Source organism: Streptomyces sp. CAU 1734, assembly GCF_039888735.1.
Lineage (GTDB): Bacteria > Actinomycetota > Actinomycetes > Streptomycetales > Streptomycetaceae > Streptomyces.
Map to the genome: position 1 here is coordinate 452071 of NZ_JBDQQP010000001.1, position 19151 is coordinate 471221.

Annotated in this window: 18 protein-coding genes and 3 tRNA genes; 9 read left to right on the top strand and 12 right to left on the bottom strand. The window is 71.2% G+C overall.

The features are described 5' to 3' along the window. The first annotated feature begins 125 nt into the window (after positions 1-125). Positions 126-380, top strand: coding sequence for a DUF3073 domain-containing protein (locus AAFN69_RS01820; protein WP_347726420.1), 255 nt, complete (start codon positions 126-128; stop codon positions 378-380). A gap of 249 nt (positions 381-629) precedes the next feature. Here AAFN69_RS01820 and purM read toward each other — a convergent pair whose 3' ends face one another. The 10 genes from purM to purS form a co-directional block, all read right to left on the bottom strand. Further along, on the bottom strand, positions 630-1721 hold the full coding sequence (gene purM / locus AAFN69_RS01825; protein WP_347726421.1) for a phosphoribosylformylglycinamidine cyclo-ligase: 1092 nt from the start codon (positions 1719-1721) through the stop codon (positions 630-632). Next, on the bottom strand, positions 1718-1891 hold the full coding sequence (locus AAFN69_RS01830) for a hypothetical protein (RefSeq protein WP_347726422.1): 174 nt from the start codon (positions 1889-1891) through the stop codon (positions 1718-1720). Before AAFN69_RS01830 ends, purM begins: the two co-directional genes overlap by 4 nt. Positions 1892-2017: 126 nt before the next feature. Beyond that, positions 2018-3535 carry an amidophosphoribosyltransferase gene (gene purF, locus AAFN69_RS01835; protein ID WP_347726423.1) on the bottom strand — a complete coding sequence of 506 codons (1518 nt, stop codon included), beginning with the start codon at positions 3533-3535 and terminating at the stop codon, positions 2018-2020. Between the two features lie 410 nt (positions 3536-3945). Next, a complete protein-coding gene (locus AAFN69_RS01840) occupies positions 3946-4818 on the bottom strand; it encodes an META domain-containing protein (protein WP_347726424.1) in 873 nt (290 codons plus the stop codon). Between the two features lie 94 nt (positions 4819-4912). Next, the gene (locus AAFN69_RS01845) at positions 4913-5704 is read right to left on the bottom strand and encodes a sterol carrier family protein (protein WP_347726425.1); all 792 of its coding nucleotides are present in this window, start codon (positions 5702-5704) and stop codon (positions 4913-4915) included. A 42-nt stretch (positions 5705-5746) separates the two neighbouring features. Beyond that, on the bottom strand, positions 5747-6724 hold the full coding sequence (locus AAFN69_RS01850) for a peptidoglycan DD-metalloendopeptidase family protein (RefSeq protein ID WP_347726426.1): 978 nt from the start codon (positions 6722-6724) through the stop codon (positions 5747-5749). Between the two features lie 62 nt (positions 6725-6786). Then, entirely contained in the window at positions 6787-7299 is a 513-nt protein-coding gene (locus AAFN69_RS01855) for a winged helix-turn-helix domain-containing protein (protein ID WP_347726427.1), read from the bottom strand. A gap of 112 nt (positions 7300-7411) precedes the next feature. After that, positions 7412-9661, bottom strand: a complete 2250-nt coding sequence (gene purL / locus AAFN69_RS01860; RefSeq protein ID WP_347726428.1) for a phosphoribosylformylglycinamidine synthase subunit PurL — start codon at positions 9659-9661, stop codon at positions 7412-7414. Continuing rightward, positions 9658-10338, bottom strand: a complete 681-nt coding sequence (gene purQ / locus AAFN69_RS01865) for a phosphoribosylformylglycinamidine synthase subunit PurQ (protein WP_347726429.1) — start codon at positions 10336-10338, stop codon at positions 9658-9660. Before purQ ends, purL begins: the two co-directional genes overlap by 4 nt. Beyond that, positions 10335-10580 carry a phosphoribosylformylglycinamidine synthase subunit PurS gene (gene purS / locus AAFN69_RS01870; protein ID WP_347726430.1) on the bottom strand — a complete coding sequence of 82 codons (246 nt, stop codon included), beginning with the start codon at positions 10578-10580 and terminating at the stop codon, positions 10335-10337. Before purS ends, purQ begins: the two co-directional genes overlap by 4 nt. Before the next feature lie 320 nt (positions 10581-10900). On the opposite strand from purS, the gene AAFN69_RS01875 reads away from it, so the two are divergent. The 8 genes from AAFN69_RS01875 to AAFN69_RS01910 all read left to right on the top strand — a co-directional run bounded on the left by AAFN69_RS01875 (position 10901) and on the right by AAFN69_RS01910 (position 16317). Next, positions 10901-11236 carry an Lsr2 family protein gene (locus tag AAFN69_RS01875; protein WP_347726431.1) on the top strand — a complete coding sequence of 112 codons (336 nt, stop codon included), beginning with the start codon at positions 10901-10903 and terminating at the stop codon, positions 11234-11236. A gap of 463 nt (positions 11237-11699) precedes the next feature. Beyond that, positions 11700-11771 (top strand) — tRNA-Gly (locus AAFN69_RS01880). 79 nt (positions 11772-11850) lie between these two features. After that, positions 11851-11926, top strand: a tRNA-Gly gene (locus AAFN69_RS01885). Positions 11927-12057: 131 nt separating this feature from the next. After that, the gene (locus AAFN69_RS01890) at positions 12058-12975 is read left to right on the top strand and encodes an ABC transporter ATP-binding protein (RefSeq protein ID WP_347726432.1); all 918 of its coding nucleotides are present in this window, start codon (positions 12058-12060) and stop codon (positions 12973-12975) included. Positions 12976-13189: 214 nt separating this feature from the next. Continuing rightward, positions 13190-13945, top strand: a complete 756-nt coding sequence (locus tag AAFN69_RS01895) for an ABC transporter permease (protein WP_347726767.1) — start codon at positions 13190-13192, stop codon at positions 13943-13945. A gap of 64 nt (positions 13946-14009) precedes the next feature. Further along, positions 14010-15554 carry a histidine kinase gene (locus AAFN69_RS01900; RefSeq protein ID WP_347726433.1) on the top strand — a complete coding sequence of 515 codons (1545 nt, stop codon included), beginning with the start codon at positions 14010-14012 and terminating at the stop codon, positions 15552-15554. 58 nt (positions 15555-15612) lie between these two features. Continuing rightward, on the top strand, positions 15613-16221 hold the full coding sequence (locus AAFN69_RS01905; RefSeq protein WP_347726434.1) for a response regulator transcription factor: 609 nt from the start codon (positions 15613-15615) through the stop codon (positions 16219-16221). A gap of 23 nt (positions 16222-16244) precedes the next feature. After that, a tRNA-Gly gene (locus AAFN69_RS01910) sits at positions 16245-16317 on the top strand. 58 nt (positions 16318-16375) lie between these two features. On the opposite strand, the gene AAFN69_RS01915 is transcribed toward AAFN69_RS01910, so the two are convergent. Both AAFN69_RS01915 and AAFN69_RS01920 read right to left on the bottom strand, forming a co-directional pair. Continuing rightward, positions 16376-17278 (bottom strand): phosphoribosylaminoimidazolesuccinocarboxamide synthase, encoded by a 903-nt coding sequence (locus tag AAFN69_RS01915; RefSeq protein ID WP_347726435.1) that lies wholly within the window; start codon positions 17276-17278, stop codon positions 16376-16378. 209 nt (positions 17279-17487) lie between these two features. Beyond that, complete coding sequence (locus tag AAFN69_RS01920; RefSeq protein WP_347726436.1) at positions 17488-18945, bottom strand: N,N-dimethylformamidase beta subunit family domain-containing protein; 1458 nt, start codon at positions 18943-18945, stop codon at positions 17488-17490. Positions 18946-19151: the final 206 nt, after the last annotated feature.

Below are 19151 nucleotides of genomic sequence, written 5' to 3' on the forward strand. Positions count from 1 at the left end.
TGGCTGCGGAAGCAGGTACCGTTGAAGCCCTACGGGCCGGTCTCTCCACGGAGAGTCCGTTCCGAATCATGAACGCGTGTCAAGACTCTGGGGCCGTCGAGCCCCGTCACCGAGGGGGTCGAGCCATGGGGCGCGGCCGGGCCAAGGCCAAGCAGACAAAGGTCGCCCGCCAGCTGAAGTACAACAGCGGCGGGACTGACCTGTCGCGTCTGGCCAATGAGCTGGGCGCTTCTACTCCGAGCCAGCCTCCGAACGGCGAGCCGTTCGAGGATGACGACGAGGAAGACGACCCGTACGCGCGGTACGCGGAGATGTACAACGACGACGATGACGGGGATGAAGATTCCGGTCCGTCTTCGCATGCGCGCCGCGGCGCTTGACGTCGCATTGATCACCGACCCGGTCCGGATCACCCGGACCGGGTTCTGTGCTGTTCGGCGCCGTCCGCGCCGCTGACCCGCCGGTCCTGTCGGCCCAGCCGGCAGGACCACGGAGCGTGATGCGGCGGTACGCGTACGGCACTCCGCCCCGGGCTCGGGGCGGTGCGCACCGCCCGGACCGGGCGGGATCCGGACGGCGCGCCTCGCTCAGGTATTCGATCACCGCGTGACCGGTCTCCGGCCCGGTGCTCAGCTCGCGTACTCGCCGATCAGCTCGGCGCCCGAGGTGTGCTCACCCCGGTCGGTGATCTCGCCGGCGACCCAGGCTTCGACACCCCGGTCGGCCAGCAGGGTCAGCGCCACATCGGCCGACTCCTCGGGGACGACGGCGATCATGCCGACACCCATGTTGAGGGTCTTCTCCAGTTCCAGGCGTTCCACCCGGCCCGCGCGGCCGACCAGATCGAAGATCGGGCCGGGGGTCCAGGTGGAGCGGTCGACGATGGCGTGCAGACCGTCCGGGATCACCCGGGCGAGGTTGTTGGCGAGCCCGCCGCCGGTGACATGGCTGAAGGCATGCACTTCGGCGGTGCGGGTGAGCGCCAGGCAGTCCAGGGAGTAGATCTTGGTGGGCTCCAGCAGCTCCTCGCCGAGAGTCCGGCCCAATTCCTCCACCCGCGCCTCCAGCGCCATTCCGGCGCGGTCGAGCAGAACATGGCGGACCAGCGAGTACCCGTTGGAGTGAAGGCCGGAGGAGGCCATGGCGATGACCGCGTCCCCCGTACGGATGCGATCGGGTCCCAGCAGCCGGTCGGCCTCGACCACACCGGTGCCGGCGCCGGCGACATCGAAGTCGTCCTCGCCGAGCAGGCCGGGGTGCTCGGCGGTCTCGCCGCCGACGAGGGCGCAGCCCGCGAGGACACAGCCCTCCGCGATGCCCTTGACGATGGCGGCGACCCGCTCGGGGTGGACCTTGCCGACACAGATGTAATCGGTCATGAAGAGCGGCTCGGCGCCGCAGACCACGATGTCGTCCACGACCATGCCGACCAGGTCATGGCCGATGGTGTCGTAAACGCCCAGCTTGCGGGCGAGGTCGACCTTGGTGCCGACACCGTCGGTGGCCGAGGCGAGCAGCGGGCGCTCGTAACGCTTGAGGGCGGAGGCGTCGAAGAGTCCCGCGAAACCGCCGAGGCCGCCGAGGACCTCGGGGCGGCGGGTCTTGCGCACCCACTCCTTCATCAGCTCGACGGCACGGTCACCGGCTTCGATGTCGACACCCGCGGCTGCGTAGCTGGCGCCGCCGTCGTGCGGAACGCGGTCGGAAGACTCAGTTGTCATGACAGAGAGAGCTTTCGTGTCGGTACTGCGGGGCCCTGGCCGGCGCTCATGACGCGGGCGTTCACGGCGTCCGGGGTGCGGTCGCGCGTGGTGTCCGTGGCGCGGGCACTCCTGATGGCGACCATGGTGCGGGCGCACATGGCGTCTTTGCGCATGGCGCGGCTGCTCATGGCCGTACTGCTCTGCTGGTCACGGCCCGCCCGCCGGCGGCCTCGGTGCCGCCGGCCCTCGTGGTCACGGCCTTCGTGGTCACGGCCTTTTCGCTCATGGCCTTCTTGCTCATGGCTGGGGCCTTCTCAGGGACGGCGGAGCGCGTCCGCGGCATCGGCGCCGCCCGCCAGCTCGGTCTCCAGAAGCTGCTTGCCGAGCAGTTCGGGATCGGGGAGCTCCATCGGGTACTCACCGTCGAAGCAGGCCCGGCAGAGGTTCTGCTTGGGGATGGCCGTCGCCTCGATCATGCCGTCGATGGAGATGTAGGAGAGGGAATCGGCGCCCAGGGAGGTGCCGATCTCCTCGATCGTCATGCCGTTGGCGATCAGCTCGGCGCGGGTGGCGAAGTCGATGCCGAAGAAGCAGGGCCACTTCACCGGCGGCGAGGAGATCCGGATGTGGACCTCGGCCGCCCCGGCCTCGCGGAGCATCTTCACCAGGGCGCGCTGGGTGTTGCCGCGCACGATCGAGTCGTCCACGACGACCAGGCGCTTGCCCCGGATGACTTCCTTGAGGGGGTTCAGCTTGAGCCGGATGCCCAGCTGCCGGATGGTCTGGGACGGCTGGATGAAGGTCCGGCCGACATAGGCGTTCTTGACCAGTCCGGAGCCGTACGGGATTCCGCTCGCCTCCGCGTAGCCGATCGCCGCCGGGGTGCCGGACTCCGGGGTGGCTATCACCAGATCGGCTTCGACCGGAGCTTCCCTGGCCAATTTCCGTCCCATCTCCACACGGGAGAGGTAGACGTTCCGGCCGGCGATGTCGGTGTCGGGACGGGCGAGATAGACGTACTCGAAGACACAGCCCTTGGGCTTCGCTTCTGCGAATCGGGAGGTGCGGATGCCGTTCTCGTCGATGGCGATCAGCTCGCCCGGCTCGATCTCCCGGACATAGGTGGCGCCGCAGATGTCGAGCGCGGCGGACTCGCTGGCGACGACCCAGCCGCGGTCGAGCCGGCCGAGGACGAGCGGGCGGATGCCCTGCGGGTCACGGGCCGCGTAGAGCGTGGACTCGTTCATGAAGACGAGGGAGAAGGCGCCGCGGACCTCGGGGAGCACCCGGGAGGCGGCTTCCTCGATGGTGAGCGGCTTGCCGTCGTCGTCCACCTGGCCCGCGAGCAGGGCGGTGACGAGATCGGTGTCATTGGTGGCGGCGACCTGGGTGGCGCGGCCGTCCTGGCGGGGGAGGTCGGCGACCATTTCGGCGAGCTGGGCGGTGTTCACCAGATTGCCGTTGTGGCCGAGGGCGATGGAGCCGTGGGCGGTGGCCCGGAAGGTCGGCTGCGCATTCTCCCAGACGGAGGCTCCGGTGGTGGAGTAGCGGGCGTGTCCGACCGCGATATGTCCACGGAGGGAGCCGAGGGAAGTTTCGTCGAAGACCTGTGAGACCAGGCCCATGTCCTTGAAGACGAGGATCTGGGAGCCGTTGCTCACCGCGATTCCCGCGGATTCCTGGCCTCGATGCTGGAGGGCGTAGAGCCCGAAGTACGTGAGCTTTGCGACCTCTTCGCCCGGAGCCCAGACACCGAAGACGCCACAAGCGTCCTGGGGGCCTTTCTCGCCGGGGAGCAGATCGTGATTGAGTCGACCGTCACCACGTGGCACGGGACCGAGTGTAGGCGAGATCGACCACTGGTCCGAATTCGGGAGGCCCCTGGGCTCTGGGTGACTGCCTGGTCACCGGCGCGCGGCCGGAAATGGCCGATCGGGCGGTCCGGGCGCGAGGCGGGGCGGGGGGCGCCCCGGTGGCGGCCGTCCGGAGCGCTTCCCCCCGGCGCGGGGCGGAACCCCGGGGGCGGCGGCGCGCGGTACGGGCCCTGAGCGGGGCGGCGGCGGGCGGCCGGGAAGTGTAACGATCGTGACCTTTGGCCGGAATCGGCTGTGGTGGCGGGGCTGCCGGGGATCAGGGGACGGGCGGGACGGACGTGAGGGCGCACGGGCACGGCCGGCCACTCGGCTCCGGTCCGGCCGTTCCCGTACGCCCCGCTCCCGCCCGTACGGGCATGTGACGCGCGCTATCCGGCGTCCGGGGCGGCGGCGGGGCCGGTTCCGGCGGGTGCCGCGGCGGTGGCGTGGAAGCCCCGGTGATCCTCGCCGGTGATGGTGAGACCGCGGTTGACCAGCCGGTAGGTGACCGGCTTCGCCAGCACCTCCGCCAGCCGCTTCTCCAGCTCCATGACCTCACCGGATCCGCCGGTGTCGCACATCATCCGGGTCATGGCCATGTCGGTGAGGGTGATCGCGGAGCCGGAGATCTTCGCCTTGGCGGAGAAGCGGTTGCAGCCGAGGCTGCCGCTCGCCGTGCCGTTCTTCCCGAAGGTCAGCCGCGCCCGGCCCTCGGTGTTCGCCGGGGTCGGCTTCGACACATCGCCGGTCAGTGTCGCGTCCACCGCCCAGACGGTGCCGATCAGCGGGGCGGGCTCCGCCGCGACCAGTGCGATGGTGTCGCCCGCGGGGTTGGTGAGGGTCAGATTCTTCTTCTCCAGCTCGGCCTTGAGCTTTCCGGTGAAGGCGTCGCGGAGGGTGTTCTCGAAGTCCTGAGTGCCCTTGGCACAGCCGATTTCGGTCATTTCACTCGCGCCGACGGTGATGATGTCTCCGGCCACCTCGGCCGGGGCCCCGAAGCGGTTGCAGCCGAAGCTGCCCTGGACGCGGCCCTTCCCGGTGAGCTGGAGATGGGCGGCGGGGGGAGCGGCACGCTTCTTGCCGCCGACGGTGACACTGGCGACGGTCCACTCCACTCCGGTGACCGGGAGATCGGTCACCGCGGTGTCCCCGGCGTTGCCGCCGTCCGTTCCGGATGTGGCTCCGGAGGTCGTTTCGGAGCCGCAGGCGGCGAGCGCGAGCAGGGTGAGGACCGTGAGGGGGATGCTCAGCTGGTTACGCATGCTCCTGGGACGGGCCGAACGCCAGTCCGGTTCCCCTCTCCCGGAGTATCGGCCTCCGGCCGCCGTACCCGCCGTACCCACCGGATCCACCGGTTCAGCCGAGGATCGGGAGCAGCGCCGACAGATCCGCCCGCTCACCGCTGGCGGACACCTTGGCGTCGGCGAGGGCGCCGGCCCACCCCGTGCGCCCGGTGGCGAGCCGGATCCAGGTGAGCGGGTCGGTCTCCACCACATTGGGCGGGGTCCCCCGGGTGTGCCGGGGGCCCTGGACGCACTGCACCACGGCGAACGGCGGAATCCGCACCTCCACCGAACCGCCCGGCGCCTTCACCGCGAGGGCGTCCGCGAGGAGCCGGGTGCAGGAGGCGAGCGCCTGCCGGTCGTACGGGATGTCCAGACCGGTCGCGTCGTTCAGGTCGCCGGTGAGCACGATCAGTTCCACGGCCCGGGTGACCAGGAAGTCCCCCAGGGTCATGGCGCCCACCGGGGTGGTGACCGGCCGCGAGCCCGGCACCTCGGCGAGGGCCTCCCCGAGCCGGTCGGCCGCCCGGGCGGGGAGCTCGGCGGGCGGAGCCCCGCCGGCGTGCCCCCGGGTGTCCCCGCCCCCGGCCCCGGCGGGCGCGGCCGTCGCGAACGGCCACTCCAGCAGGGTGATTTCCGCCCGGGGCGGCTCCGGCGGCGCGAGGCCGCGGAGGATGGAGCCGGCGACCGCGGAGAGGTGTGCGGCCACGTCCCCGGCGGTCCGGCCACCGGGCCGGGCCGGCCGTGCCAACTGCTCCTCGGTGAGCGAGTCGACGGCTTTCCGCAGATGCGAGAACTGTGCGAGCACCGCGGTACGGGTCTTGGCGTAATCGTGACTGCGGGTGCGCTTGGCGGCCGTTGGCATGAGGCCGAGGTTAACCGGGCGCCGCCCGGCGGGGCGCGGGACCTACCGCCCCGCCGGCGCCGCTTCGGGCTCGGGCCGGGACTCGGGCCGGGGCTCGGGCTCGGACTGTGCGGCCGGCGCGGTGACCACGGCGGACTGTGCGGCCGGCGCGGGGACCACGGCGGACTGTGCGGCCGGCGCGGTGACCACGGCGGGCTCCGCGACCGTGAACACCTCGTTGTCGGCGGGGACACCGACCCCGCGCCACCGGAAGGGGATCCCGCTCGCGGTGTCCGGGTCGAGCCCGTCCATCAGGTGGAAGTGCAGATGGGGCTCGCTGGAATTGCCCGAGTTCCCGCAGTCGGCAAGCTGCTGCCCGGCCCGCACCCGGTCACCGGCCCGGACCCGGAGCGAGCCGCGCCGGACATGTGCGTACGCCGCGTACGTACCGTCCCCGAGATCGAGGATCACATGGTTGCCCATGATCAGACGGGGGCTGATCATGTCCCGCAGCGGTGCCTCGACGACCATCAGATAGAGCACACCGAGGAGCGAGGTGCGGCTGAGATGGTCGCGCTGCCGGTCGGAGGCGCGGACGACGGTGGCGTCCGCGACCGCGAGCAGCGGCCGGCCGAAGGACGGATAGGCGCGGTTGCGGCGGAGGACCGGCCAGAGCCAGGAGAAGCCGGGGCGGCCGTGCTCCGGGTCGTCCGGTTCGGCGACGATGTCGATGGCGTAGGTCTGGCCGTAGGCGTGGGTGCCATGGCTCGGGGTTTTGTCGGCGGGGCTGTTGAGCGCGCTCCAGCGGCCGGTGACCGGGGGATCCACCTCGATCCCGGCGGGGCGCAGCTCCGGGGTGTGCGCCCGCCCGGCCGAGCGGTCCAGGACGCGGGCGACCAGGCAGGAGGCGGCGAAGGGGAGCAGCAGCCAGAGCCCGCTGAAGGGCAGCAGGCCGCTGACGGCGGTGATCAGCAGCACGGTGATGGTGATCCACATGACCCGGTGCAGGGTCATCAGCAGTTTGCGGCTCCGTGTGGACATGGGTCGGGTCCCCCTCGCTTCGGTCATGTCGGTGTTGGCGTCGGTGTCGGTGCCGTCGTGTGTCACGGCCGGGCGGCGGTCAGCACCACCAGCAGCGGGACCACCCGCGCGGCCGGGATCTCGTAACGCCCCCGGTCGGGGCTGTGCAGCCAGCCCGCGCCGGTGAGCTGGCGCAGATGGTGGTAGATCTGGCCGGTGGTCCCCAGGCCCTCCAGCTCGGCCAGTTCGGCGGCGGAGCGCCGGCCGCCGAGGATCTCGCGCAGCAGCCGCAGCCGTACCCCGCTCCCGAGCGCGGCGAAGGAGTCGGCGGCGTTCGCCCAGTCCTCCTGGAGCAGCCGCTCGGTGAGGGCGCCGTACTGCCACTCGTACCGCTCCCCGGCGGCAAGTCGCACGGCACCGGTGAACAGCACCCCGCCGTCCTCCGCTCCGGCCTCGGCGAGCCGGCCGCGGAACCCCTCCAGCGCCCAGAAATCGCCCCCGCCCGGCTCGGTGCCGGTCTCGGGCGCCGCGCCGCGGGCGCTCTCCAGCGCGCCGAGGCGGCGTTCCAGCTCTGCTACCCGCTCCTCCAGCTCCATGCGTTCAATATACGTAAGTACGTAATTACGTGCAAGGCGCAAACAGCCGAGCCCCCGCCCACCGGTGACGCCGGTGGGCGGGGGCTCGGTACGTGCCGGTGTACGGAGACGGTCAGGCGAGCAGCGCCGGAATCGTCTCCTCGTGCGCCGTGCGCAGCTCGGTCAGCGGGATCGTGAACTCCCCCTGGATCTCCACCTCGGCACCGTCCACGACACCGATCCGGGTCGCGGGCAGCCCGCGCGCGCCGCACATGTCGGTGAAGCGGAGCTCCTCGCTCCTCGGCACGGCGACGACCGCGCGGCCCGCCGACTCGCTGAAGAGGAAGGTGAAGGCGTCCAGACCGTCCGGAACGACCAGCCGGGCACCCCGGCCGCCGCGCAGACAGGACTCCACGACCGCCTGGACCAGACCGCCGTCCGACAGGTCGTGGGCGGCGTCGATCATGCCGTCCCGGGATGCCGAGATCAGGATGTCGGCGAGCAGCCGCTCCCGGTCCAGGTCCACGGCCGGCGGCAGCCCGCCGAGGTGGTCGTGGACCACCTGGGACCACGCGGAACCGCCGAACTCCTGCTTGGTGTCGCCGAGCAGGTAGAGCAGCTGCCCCTTCTCGGCGAAGGCGATCGGCGTACGGCGGTTCACGTCGTCGATCACACCGAGCACGGCGACGACGGGCGTCGGGTGGATCGCCGTCTCGCCGGTCTGGTTGTAGAGCGAGACATTGCCGCCGGTGACCGGGGTGCCGAGCGCGAGGCAGCCGTCCGCGAGACCACGGGTGGCCTCGGCGAACTGCCACATCACATCCGGGTCCTCCGGCGAACCGAAGTTCAGGCAGTTGGAGATGGCCAGCGGCCGGGCACCGGAGGCGGCGACATTGCGGTACGACTCCGCCAGCGCGAGCTGGGCGCCCGCGTAGGGGTCGAGCTTGGCGTACCGGCCGTTGCCGTCGGTCGCCATCGCCACACCGAGGTTGGACTCCTCGTCGATGCGGATCATGCCCGCGTCCTCGGGCTGGGCGAGCACCGTATTGCCCTGGACGAAGCGGTCGTACTGGTCGGTGACCCACGACTTCGACGCCTGGTTCGGCGAGGACACCAGCCGCAGCACCTGCTCGCGCAGTTCGGCGGCGGTGGCGGGCCGGGGCAGCCTGCCGGCGTCATCGGCCTGGAGCGCGTCCTGCCACTCGGGCCGGGCGTAGGGGCGCTCGTACACCGGGCCCTCGTGGGCGACGGTGCGCGGCGGCACGTCCACGATCTGCTCGCCGTGCCAGAAGATCTCCAGCCGCTCGCCCTCGGTCACCTCACCGATGACGGTGGCGATGACGTCCCACTTCTCGCAGATCTCCAGGAACCGCTCGACCTTGGCGGGCTCCACGATCGCGCACATGCGCTCCTGCGACTCGCTCATGAGGATTTCCTCGGGCGAGAGCGTCGCGTCGCGCAGCGGCACGGTGTCCAGGTCGACCCGCATACCGCCGGAGCCGGCGCTGGCCAGCTCCGAGGTGGCGCAGGAGAGGCCGGCGCCGCCGAGGTCCTGAATGCCCGCGACCAGCTTCTCCCGGAAGATCTCCAGGGTGCACTCGATGAGGAGCTTCTCCTGGAAGGGGTCGCCCACCTGGACGGCGGGGCGCTTGGCCGGGCCGGTGCTCTCGAAGGTCTCCGAGGCCAGCACGGAGACTCCGCCGATGCCGTCGCCGCCGGTGCGGGCACCGTACAGAATGACCTTGTTGCCGAGGCCGGACGCCTGCGCCAGGTGGATGTCCTCATGCTTCATCACACCGATGCAACCGGCGTTGACCAGCGGGTTTCCCTGGTAGCAGGAGTCGAAGACGACCTCGCCGCCGATGTTCGGCAGACCCAGGCAGTTGCCGTAGCCGCCGATACCCGCGACGACGCCGGGCAGCACCCGCTTGGTGTCGGGGTGATCCGCGGCGCCGAAGCGCAGGGGGTCGACCACGGCGACCGGGCGGGCGCCCATGGCGAGGATGTCGCGCACGATGCCGCCGATGCCGGTGGCCGCGCCCTGGTACGGCTCGATGTAGGACGGGTGGTTGTGCGACTCGACCTTGAAGGTGACCGCGTATCCCTGGCCGACGTCGACCACGCCCGCGTTCTCACCGATGCCGACGAGAAGGGCGTCGCTCTCCGGCGCCTTCTCGCTGAACTGCCGCAGATGGACCTTGCTCGATTTGTACGAGCAGTGCTCGGACCACATGACCGAGTACATCGCCAGCTCGGCCCCGGTGGGACGGCGGCCGAGGATCGCGCGGATCCGGGCGTACTCGTCCTGCTTCAGGCCGAGTTCGGCCCACGGCTGATCCGTGTCGGGGGTCTCGTTGGCGTGCTTGACGGTGTCGAGAGTCATGCCGTGACCAGCTTCTTGATAACGGAGGTGAAGAAGGCGAGACCATCGGTGCGGCCGGTGCCGATCAGGGGCTCGACGGCGTGCTCCGGGTGGGGCATCAGGCCGACGACATTGCCCTCGGCGTTGGTGATGCCCGCGATGTCACGGAGCGAGCCGTTCGGGTTCGAGCCGAGATAGCGGAAGGCGACCCTGCCCTCGGCCTCCAGCTCGTCGAGAACCCGCTCTTCGGCGACATAACGGCCGTCGATGTTCTTCAGCGGTACGGAGATCTCCTGGCCCTGCTCGTAATCGGCGGTCCAGGCGGTCTCCGCGTTCTCCACCCGCAGCTTCTGATCGCGGCAGATGAAGTGGAGATGATTGTTCCGCAGCATGGCGCCGGGGAGCAGATGCGACTCGGTCAGGATCTGGAAGCCATTGCAGATACCGAGAACCGGCAGTCCCGCCCTGGCCTGGTCGATGATGGTGGCCATGACCGGCGAGAACCGGGAAATGGCTCCGGCGCGGAGATAGTCGCCGTAGGAGAAGCCCCCGGCGAGGACCACCGCGTCGACCTGCTTGAGATCCTTGTCACGGTGCCAGAGCGAGACGGGCTCGGCGCCCGCGAGCCGCACGGCCCGCAGACTGTCCCGGTCGTCCAGGGTGCCGGGAAAAGTGACGACTCCAATACGAGCTGTCACGACTCCACCTTGACGATGAAGTCCTCGATGACGGTGTTGGCGAGGAATGTTTCGGCCATCTCATGGATGCGGGCGAGCGCGGCGTCGTCGACGGGCCCTTCCACCTCCAGCTCGAAACGCTTTCCCTGACGGACGTCCGCGATGCCTTCGAATCCGAGACGCGGCAGCGCGCGCTGCACGGCCTGTCCTTGCGGGTCGAGGATCTCGGGCTTGAGCATGACGTCGACTACGACGCGTGCCACGGGTACTCCCGGTGTGTTGCGAGGGCGGTCCGCTCAGCGTACCCGGCCCGGAAATCTACTCGCGTAGATATGGGTGGATATCGGAGGGATACCCGCCTGAACGGACCGGGTAACCACCTGCGGAAATCCAACAGGAAAAAACCTGTGGCCCAATGATCGGACACGCGCAAATAATTGGGTGGGCTTCACAATGCGCCACCGGTCGCTGTAGAAAGGAATACAGAGGGGAGCGGTTTTACTCCCTGACAGCCGGAATACCGGTGTCGCCGCCCGTCAGCACCATGGACCGTGCGGGATGCCTCGGGAAAGGACCGAAATCCGTGGCTCAGCGAGTAGTGGTCACACTCTCCGACGACATCGACGGCGGAGAAGCGGCGGAAACGGTCGAGTTCGGCCTGGACGCGAAGTCCTACGAGATCGACCTCAATCCCGCCAATGCAAAGAAGCTGCGCAAGGCGCTGGCGCCGTACGTGGCCGCCGGGCGGAAGCTCCCGGGCGGCGCGAAGCGGGGCCGGCGGGCGATCACCTACACCCACACCGCGCTGGAGCCCGCGCCGGCGGCGGTACGCGCGTGGGCGCAGTCCAACAAGATGGACGTGCCGGCGCGCGGGCGGATCCCGAAGGCCGTGTACGAGGCGTTCCGCGAGGCCAGTTGATCAGTGGGCCGGGGCGGACCGGCCGACGGGGCGCTCCCGGCCCGGGATCCGGACCGGCGGGGGCATACGGGGGCACGGTGAGCCCCCTCCTCCGCCGGGCTCCCCGGGACATGCGCGGCACGGCCGGTCCGGGGCGGCGATCCCGCCCGGCCGGTGAGAGCCCCCGCGGCCGCCGGCGGCCGTCCGCGCGGCGGAGCGGGCCGGGTGTGGCAGGTGCATCGGGTGTGCGGCGGGGTGAACCCGGACCGCCCTCACCCTCCGCGGCGCCGGTACGGCCCGCCCCCGTACCCGCCGGCCCGTGCGCCAGCCGGCCCCTCCGGCGGCACCGCCCCGCCGTGCCGCCCGGGCCCCGCACGGACCGGAGTTGATCCGGCGCGGATCCGAGTTGCATTGCACCCCCCACCGTCGGCTAGAGTTTGGATCACGCCGAGGGGCAAGGCCGAAAGGCCCACCTCAGCAGCGTGCGGGTGTAGTTCAGTAGTAGAACATCCCCCTTCCAGGGGGAAGGCGCAGTGTGCAATTCCTGTCACCCGCTCTCATCCTTTACCGGCCACCGATGTGGATCAGGTAGAGTGATGCACGCACCGCCCGGTGAAAGCCGAGGCGGAGGCACTGCGGACGTAGCTCAGTTGGTAGAGCGCAACCTTGCCAAGGTTGAGGTCGCCAGTTCGAACCTGGTCGTCCGCTCCAGTGCAGAGGCCCTGATCATTTGATCGGGGCCTTTGTCATTTACTGATCATCCCCGAACTCATGACATTTGTCATGGCCACCGATGACAGCGCGCACTGCCGACCGTCCCCCTCCGCCGGAAGTCTGAGTGCATGAGCTCAGACCAGTACGTGATCACAGCTGATGACCTGCGGCGGAGTTACGCGGGCGGCTTCGAGGCCGTGAGCGGTGTCTCCTTCTCCGTCGCACGCGGGGAGATCTTCGCCCTGCTCGGGACGAATGGCGCGGGAAAGACCTCCACCGTCGAACTGCTGGAGGGCCTGGCCGCCCCCGCCGCCGGAACCGTACGGATTCTGGGCCATGACCCGTACCGGGAGCGGGCCGCCGTGCGCCCCCGGATGGGCGTGATGCTCCAGGAGGGCGGCTTCCCCTCCGATCTGACGGTCACCGAGACGGCCGTGATGTGGGCCCGCTGCACCAGCGGGGCCCGGCCGGTGGGCGAGGCGCTGGATCTGGTCGGGCTCGGCGGACGGGCCTCCGTACGGGTCAAGCAGCTCTCCGGCGGTGAGCGCCGGCGGCTGGACCTCGCGATGGCGCTGCTCGGACGGCCGGAGGTGCTCTTCCTCGACGAGCCCACGACCGGCCTGGACGCGGAAGGCCGCCGCGACACCTGGGACTTGGTGCGGGCGCTCCGGGACACCGGCACCACCGTGCTGCTGACCACGCACTATCTGGAGGAGGCCGAAACGCTGGCGGACCGGCTGGCGATCATGCACGGGGGCCGGATCGTGACCGCCGGCACGCCCGCCGAGGTCACCGCGGACCGGCCGGCGCGAATCCGTTTCACCCTGCCCGATGGGGTCACCGCCGCTCAGCTGCCGCTCTCCCTCATGGCCGCCGCCGACGGGCGCCGGGTGGAGATCCGTACCCAGCGGCTCCAGGAGTCCCTGGGCGAACTGCTCCGGTGGGCCGGGGAGCGGAATCTGCTGCTGGAGGCGTTCGACGCCAGGTCGGCCTCGCTGGAGGAGGCGTTCCTGGAGATCGCCCAGGCCGAAGTGGCGAGTGTCTGACATGGCGGCGATGACGGGATCCGGGGCGGGCCATCCCCCCGGGGGGCGGACGGATGGTGCGGCGAAGGCCCGCACCGGCGGCCGGACAGGCGGAGAAGGAGCGGAGAATCCGATGACGGGCACGAGGGCCGGCGGTACGAAGAGCTGTCCGGCGGCGGGCGCCGGAGGAGACCACGGCGGAGGCGGCGGGGGCCGCCGGGCCGGCGGCAGCACGATGGCGGGGCGGCTGGCCGGCCTCGGCCGGGCGGAGCTGACCCTGCTGGTGCGGAACCGCACCGCGCTCTTCGTGGCGCTGCTGATGCCCGCCCTCATGGTGGTGCTGATGAAGTCCACCCTGGAGGGGATGGACCTCGGCGAGGCGGGGATGAGCGTCGCCGAGGCGTCGATGACCGGCGGCATCGGGATGGTGCTGATCCTGGTCGTCCATCTCAATCTGGTCTCCGCCTATGTGGCCCGCCGCGAGGAGCTGGTGCTCAAGCGGCTCCGTACCGGAGAGGTCACCGACCCCGAGATCCTCGCCGGCACCGCGCTCCCGGCGGTCGGGCTGGCCGCGGTGCAGTGTCTGCTGCTGGTGGCGGGCGGAGTCGTCTTCCTCGGCGTGGACGCGCCGGCCCGGCCGGATCTCCTTCTCGCGGGCATCGCACTCGGTGTGCTGGTCATGGCGGCGCTCGCGGCGGTCACGGCGACCTTCACCCGTACCGTGGAGAGCGCGCAGATCACCACGATGCCGATGTTCCTGATCTCGCTCCCGGGCTCGGGGCTGTTCTTCCCGCTGGAGATGATGCCGGACGAGCTGGCCTCGATCTGTGAGCTGCTTCCGCTGACGGGTGCGATGACCCTGACACGGGCCGGCTGGGTCGGCGGGGTGGAATCCGGCGACCAGCTCACCGCCGCGGTGAGCGCTTTGGTCTGGTGCGCGGTCTCGGTGTTTGCTGTACGACGGTGGTTCCGCTGGGAACCCCGGCGCTGATCCGGCCCGGCACGGCGGGAGCGGGGCCGATCCGAGTCGACCGGTGCGAGGACGGGAGCCTGTCGTGCGCGTGAAGGGCTGGAGCGGGCGGAGCGGGCTGTCCAAGGTCGACCTCTACACCCGGGGCACGGTCTATGTGCTCATCTGGGGAGAGATCATCCCGATCCTCGTCTTTCTGCTGCTCCCGCCCATCCGGGATCCCCTGCCCCCGCTCGCCTGGGCCGGCGCCGCGCTCGGCGTCGTCCAGGCGGTGCTCTGCGCCCGGCTGGCCCGGCGCGCGATGGACGCCTATCTCGGGCAGGGGGAGGTGCCGCGCCGGCTGCTCTGCTCGGCAACCGCGGTCACCGCCGGGGTCACCGCGGTGGTCCTCGTCCTGCTCGCGCTGGGCAACCCGAAGGATTACCTTCCGGTGAGCCCCATTCTCCTGGGTGCCGTGCTGACACCCCTGACCACGGTGCACTGCCTGCTGGTACGGAACCGGGTCACCGCGGCGGTCCAGGCGGGCCTGCTGCTCGGCATCTGTCTGTTCCTCCTGCTGATCGGACACACCCCGGGCCAGGCGCTGGGGTCGATCGTCGTCGTCTTCTTCCTGACCTCGTGGCTGGCCTTCACCGCCCGCGCCTCCATGTGGATTCTGGCGGTGATGTGGGAGCTGCACGCGGCCCGCGATGTCCAGGCCCGGCTCGCGGTCGCCGAGGAACGGCTCCGCTTCAGCCGGGATCTGCACGATGTGATGGGCCGGAATCTCGCCGCCATCGCGCTGAAGAGCGAACTGGCGGTGCAGCTCTCCCGGCGCGGGCGGCCCGAGGCGGCCGGCCAGATGACCGAGGTGCAGCAGATCGCCCGGGACTCGCAGCGGGAGGTCCGGGACGTGGTGCGCGGGTACCGCGAGGCGGATCTCCGGGTGGAGCTGGACGGCGCGCGGGGGGTGCTGACCGCCGCCGGAATCACCTGCACGGTCGTGGTGGGTGAGCTGGAGGTGCCGCAGGCCGTCCAGTCCGCTCTCGGATGGGTCGTGCGGGAGGCCACGACGAATGTACTGCGGCACGGAGACGCCCGGCGGTGCACCATCTCCGTCGGATGCGTGGACGGCGAGGTCGTTCTGACCGTCGAGAACGACGGCACGGGGCGGGTGGGCAAGACGGAGACGGGTCCGGGGCCGAGTGGTCCGGGGCCGGGTGGTCCGGGGCCGGGTGGTCCGGGGCCGGGTGGTCCGGGGCCGGGTGGTCCGGGGCCGGGTGGTCCGGGGCCGGGTGGGGACGCGGAGCCGGTGGCGGTGGCGGTGGACGCGGCCGGGCAGGTGCCGCTCGACGTGCGGACGGGGCCGGAGCCGGGGCGGGTGCCGGAGCGGGTCGCGGCGGTGGCGGAGGGTCGCGTACCGCTCGTGACGCCGCGTGCGGAGCCGGGGCCCGAGCCGGTGGCGGAATGGCTCGTACCGGGAAGCCGGGCCGTGCGGGAGCCGGCGGTGGGTACGGGGCTGGCCGGGCTGCGGGAGCGGCTGTCGGCCGTGCACGGGACGCTGGAGGCGGGCCCCGGGCGGGCCGGGCACTTCCGGCTGACGGCACGGGTGCCGGTGCCGGGCGGGCCGGCGGAGAACCGGCCGTCATGATCGGGTACATCGGACACAGGACCGGGCCGGCGCCCGCTTCGGCACGGAGGGGTGCGGTATGACCGTGCGGGTACTGCTCGCGGACGACGAGCATTTGATCCGCGGCGCGCTGGCCGCGCTGCTCGCGCTGGAGGACGATCTCGAAGTGGTCGCCCAGGCCGCGTCCGGCACCGAGGCGCTCGCGATGGCCCTGGCGCACCGCCCCGATGTCGCGGTGCTCGACCTTCAGATGCCGGGCGCGGACGGTGTGAGTGTGGCCACATCGCTCCGGTCGGCGCTGCCGGAGTGCCGGACGATGATCGTCACCAGCCATGGCCTGCCGGGTCATCTGAAACGCGCCCTGACGGCCGGAGTGCGCGGCTTCGTCCCGAAGACCCTGAGCGCCCAGCGGCTCGCCGAGATCATCCGGGCGGTGCATGCCGGACATCGCTATGTGGACCCGGAGTTGGCGGCCGACGCGATCTCGGCCGGGGACTCCCCGCTGACCGCGCGCGAGGCGGAGGTACTGGTCCTCGCGTCGGACGGGGCACCCATCTCGGAGATCGCCGAGCGGGCCTCGCTCTCCCAGGGGACGGTCCGGAACTACCTCTCCTCGGCCGCCTCCAAGCTGGGCGCGGAGAACCGTCACACGGCGGTCCGTCTCGCACGGGAGCGCGGTTGGGTATAGTGGGCTGCGCGCCACGGCGTTACGCGGATGTAGCTCAGTTGGTAGAGCGCAACCTTGCCAAGGTTGAGGTCGCCAGTTCGAACCTGGTCATCCGCTCCGGTACAGAGGCCCCGATCCCGATCCAGGATCGGGGCCTCTGGCATGTCCGGACTTCCTAGCTCCAGGGGGTGCCGGTGAGGAGTTCGTACGCCTCCAGATACTTCGCCCGGGTGGCCGCGACGACCTCGGGCGGCAGCGGGGGCGGCGGGGTCTCGCCGCGGCGGTCCCAGCCGGAGGCGGGCGAGGTCAGCCAGTCGCGTACGTACTGCTTGTCGTACGAGGGCTGGGCGCGTCCCGGCGACCAGTCGGCGGCCGGCCAGAAGCGCGAGGAGTCGGGCGTCAGCACCTCGTCCGCGATGATCAGCCCGCCGTCGGCGTCGAAGCCGAACTCGAACTTGGTGTCGGCGAGGATGATGCCCCGCTCGCGGGCGATGTCGCGGGCCCGGGCGTAGACGTCGAGGGTGGTCCGGCGCAGCAGTGCGGCGGTCTCGGCGCCGACCCGGCGGGCGACCTCCTCATAGCTGACGTTCTCGTCGTGGTCGCCGACGGCGGCCTTGGTGGCGGGGGTGAAGATCGGCGCGGGGAGCTCGGAGCCGTCGGTCAGCCCCTCGGGGAGGGCGATGCCGCAGACGGTGCGGGAGTCGTTGTACTCGGCCAGCCCGGAGCCGGTGAGATAGCCGCGGGCGACGCACTCGACCGGGACCATCCGCAGCGACTTGCAGATCAGGGTGCGGCCCTCCCACTCGGCGGGGGCGCCGGCGGGGAGCTCGGTGGAGATGACATGGCTGGGGGCCAGGTCCGCCAGGCGTTCGAACCACCAGAGCGAGAGCCGGGTGAGGACCCGGCCCTTGTCGGGGATCTCCGAGGGCAGCACCCAGTCGTAGGCGGAGATCCGGTCACTGGCCACCATGACGAGGTCACCCGCCTCGTTCCGGTACAGCTCGCGCACCTTGCCGGTGTGCAGATGCACCAGGCCCGGCACCTGAAGCGGTTCGGGCTTTTCCACAAATCCGGACACAGTTTCTCCCCGTGGTTCTGAACGAGTGATTCCGATTCTCCCGCATGGCGGGGAGGGGAGCTGCGGGCAGGTCCCCGCATCGCCGGCGGGCGCACTCGCGTCGGTCGCGTTCGCGTCGGGTTCGCGTCGGTCGCGTTCGCCTCGGGTGACGGTGCGCCGCGGGTCGGGGTCCCGCCCCGGGTCTCGGTCCGTCGCGGGTCGCGGTCGCCTCAGTCGCGCTTGCAGATGCGGTCGAGGAGATTGGCGGTCGCGCGCTGCACCCGGGTGTCGGTGTGGCCCGGCCGGTCGAGCGCCGGGGACCAGGCGAAGGTGCCGGAGGCGAAGACCAGGGCTCCGGACGGTGCCCGGTACAGCGAGCTCTCCTGGTGGCGGGCGGCGCCCTCGGCGTTCCGGTACGGGGAGTGGGCGAGGAGGATGCGGCTGCGGTGCTCGGGGAGAGAGGTGCGCGGGAAGTAGCGGTCGGCCTCCCCCGCGACGAGTCCGGGCAGTTCGTCGCCCTCGCCCGCGCCGGTGGACTCCCAGAGCCAGTGTCCGGCGTTCCGTACGACCAGGGGGTGCGGCTCGGGGACCCGGCCCGCGTACTGGATGCCCAGGAGCTGCTGCTCGGCGCGGTCGCTCTCGCGCCAGAGGGCGGATTTCCCGGGCCCGCGGCGTTTTCGGCAGGTGAGCAGGCGGTCGGGGACACCGGAGGGGGAGGGGCCGAGCTCCGCCTGCCAGTACATGGTGTTGGCGGAGAGGAAGACCAGCGAGGTGCCGTGGTCGCGGGCGGACTCGACGGTGCGCCGCATGGGCGCGGTCCAGTACTCGTCGTGGCCGGGGAAGACCAGGCCCCGGTAGCGGGTGGGGTCGATGTGCCCGGCGTGGAGGTCGCGGGCGTCGGCGTAGGCGAGGTCGTAGCCGTACCGCTCGGCCCAGCGGATGAAGTCGTAGGCGTGGCCGACGTGGAGGGGCAGTCCGGCGCCCGCGTACGGGCGGTCGAAGGAGACGGTGACGGCGGCGTCGCGCTCGCCGAGGAGCTGCCCCTCGTCGTCCCAGGCGTGGTAGAGGCTGGCTCCGGTGCGGCCGTCCTCCGGATAGAGGTTGTACGCCTGCCAGGTGATGTCCGGGAGCAGCAGCAGCAGATCGGCGGGGTGGCTGTCGCGGACGGTGAAGGGGATGTGGGAGCGGTAGCCGTCGCTGGTGGTGAGAACGGCGACATAGGCGCCGATCGACCAGTACGAGGGCACCTGGAGCCGCCAGGAGAGCCACCAGTGGTGGCAGGAGACCGTGCGGCAGGCGGTGAGCGGGGGCGGCTGGACGATGCCGGGCAGCCGGGGGCTGGTGGTGATCTTGGTGGCGCCGTGGCCGGCGTAGTGCCCGATCCGGTAGATGTCGACGGAGAACTGCCGGGGCGGGTTCACGGTGATGTGGAAGTCGATCGACTCACCGGGGGTGACGGCGCCGTTGGAGGCGAAGCCCTTGATCTGCTGCTCGGTGTCCGTGGCGCTGAGGATCCCCCGGGAGTCGCGGCTGCCGTCGGGGTCGGCGTACCAGGCGACCATTTTGCCGGTCTCGCTCAGGTACAGCTCATTGCCGCGGAGCCAGGGGAGCGGGCCCTGCCCGAAGGGATCGGAGACGGCATGGGCGAGCGCCCCGGACTCCCATCTCCGAATCTGCTCCGCCCCCATGCGCCCTCCCTCGGTTCACCGACCAACTCCGGTGCGCCGACGGGCCGGCACCGGCTCCCAGCACATCACATTACGCATGTGGGCCGTCACCCTTCGTCGCGAATTGTTGCGCACGGGAGGATTTCCACCGAATGGGGCGGGTGGGCGGCGGGGTGGTAACGGCCGCCGGGCGGGGCGCCGTTCACGGGTGCGGTGCGGGCGGTCGG

What these genes read in the sequence shown, in the direction of transcription:
- AAFN69_RS01890 (WP_347726432.1), top strand. Translation starts at nt 12,058, where the DNA reads ATGAGCTCAGACCAGTACGTGATCACAGCTGATGACCTGCGGCGGAGT.
- AAFN69_RS01905 (WP_347726434.1), top strand. Translation starts at nt 15,613, where the DNA reads ATGACCGTGCGGGTACTGCTCGCGGACGACGAGCATTTGATCCGCGGC.
- AAFN69_RS01820 (WP_347726420.1), top strand. Translation starts at nt 126, where the DNA reads ATGGGGCGCGGCCGGGCCAAGGCCAAGCAGACAAAGGTCGCCCGCCAG.
- AAFN69_RS01845 (WP_347726425.1), bottom strand. Translation starts at nt 5,704, where the DNA reads ATGCCAACGGCCGCCAAGCGCACCCGCAGTCACGATTACGCCAAGACC.
- AAFN69_RS01840 (WP_347726424.1), bottom strand. Translation starts at nt 4,818, where the DNA reads ATGCGTAACCAGCTGAGCATCCCCCTCACGGTCCTCACCCTGCTCGCG.
- purM (WP_347726421.1), bottom strand. Translation starts at nt 1,721, where the DNA reads ATGACAACTGAGTCTTCCGACCGCGTTCCGCACGACGGCGGCGCCAGC.
- purL (WP_347726428.1), bottom strand. Translation starts at nt 9,661, where the DNA reads ATGACTCTCGACACCGTCAAGCACGCCAACGAGACCCCCGACACGGAT.
- AAFN69_RS01895 (WP_347726767.1), top strand. Translation starts at nt 13,190, where the DNA reads ATGGCGGGGCGGCTGGCCGGCCTCGGCCGGGCGGAGCTGACCCTGCTG.
- AAFN69_RS01855 (WP_347726427.1), bottom strand. Translation starts at nt 7,299, where the DNA reads ATGGAGCTGGAGGAGCGGGTAGCAGAGCTGGAACGCCGCCTCGGCGCG.
- AAFN69_RS01920 (WP_347726436.1), bottom strand. Translation starts at nt 18,945, where the DNA reads ATGGGGGCGGAGCAGATTCGGAGATGGGAGTCCGGGGCGCTCGCCCAT.
- AAFN69_RS01830 (WP_347726422.1), bottom strand. Translation starts at nt 1,891, where the DNA reads ATGAGCAGCCGCGCCATGCGCAAAGACGCCATGTGCGCCCGCACCATG.
- AAFN69_RS01850 (WP_347726426.1), bottom strand. Translation starts at nt 6,724, where the DNA reads ATGTCCACACGGAGCCGCAAACTGCTGATGACCCTGCACCGGGTCATG.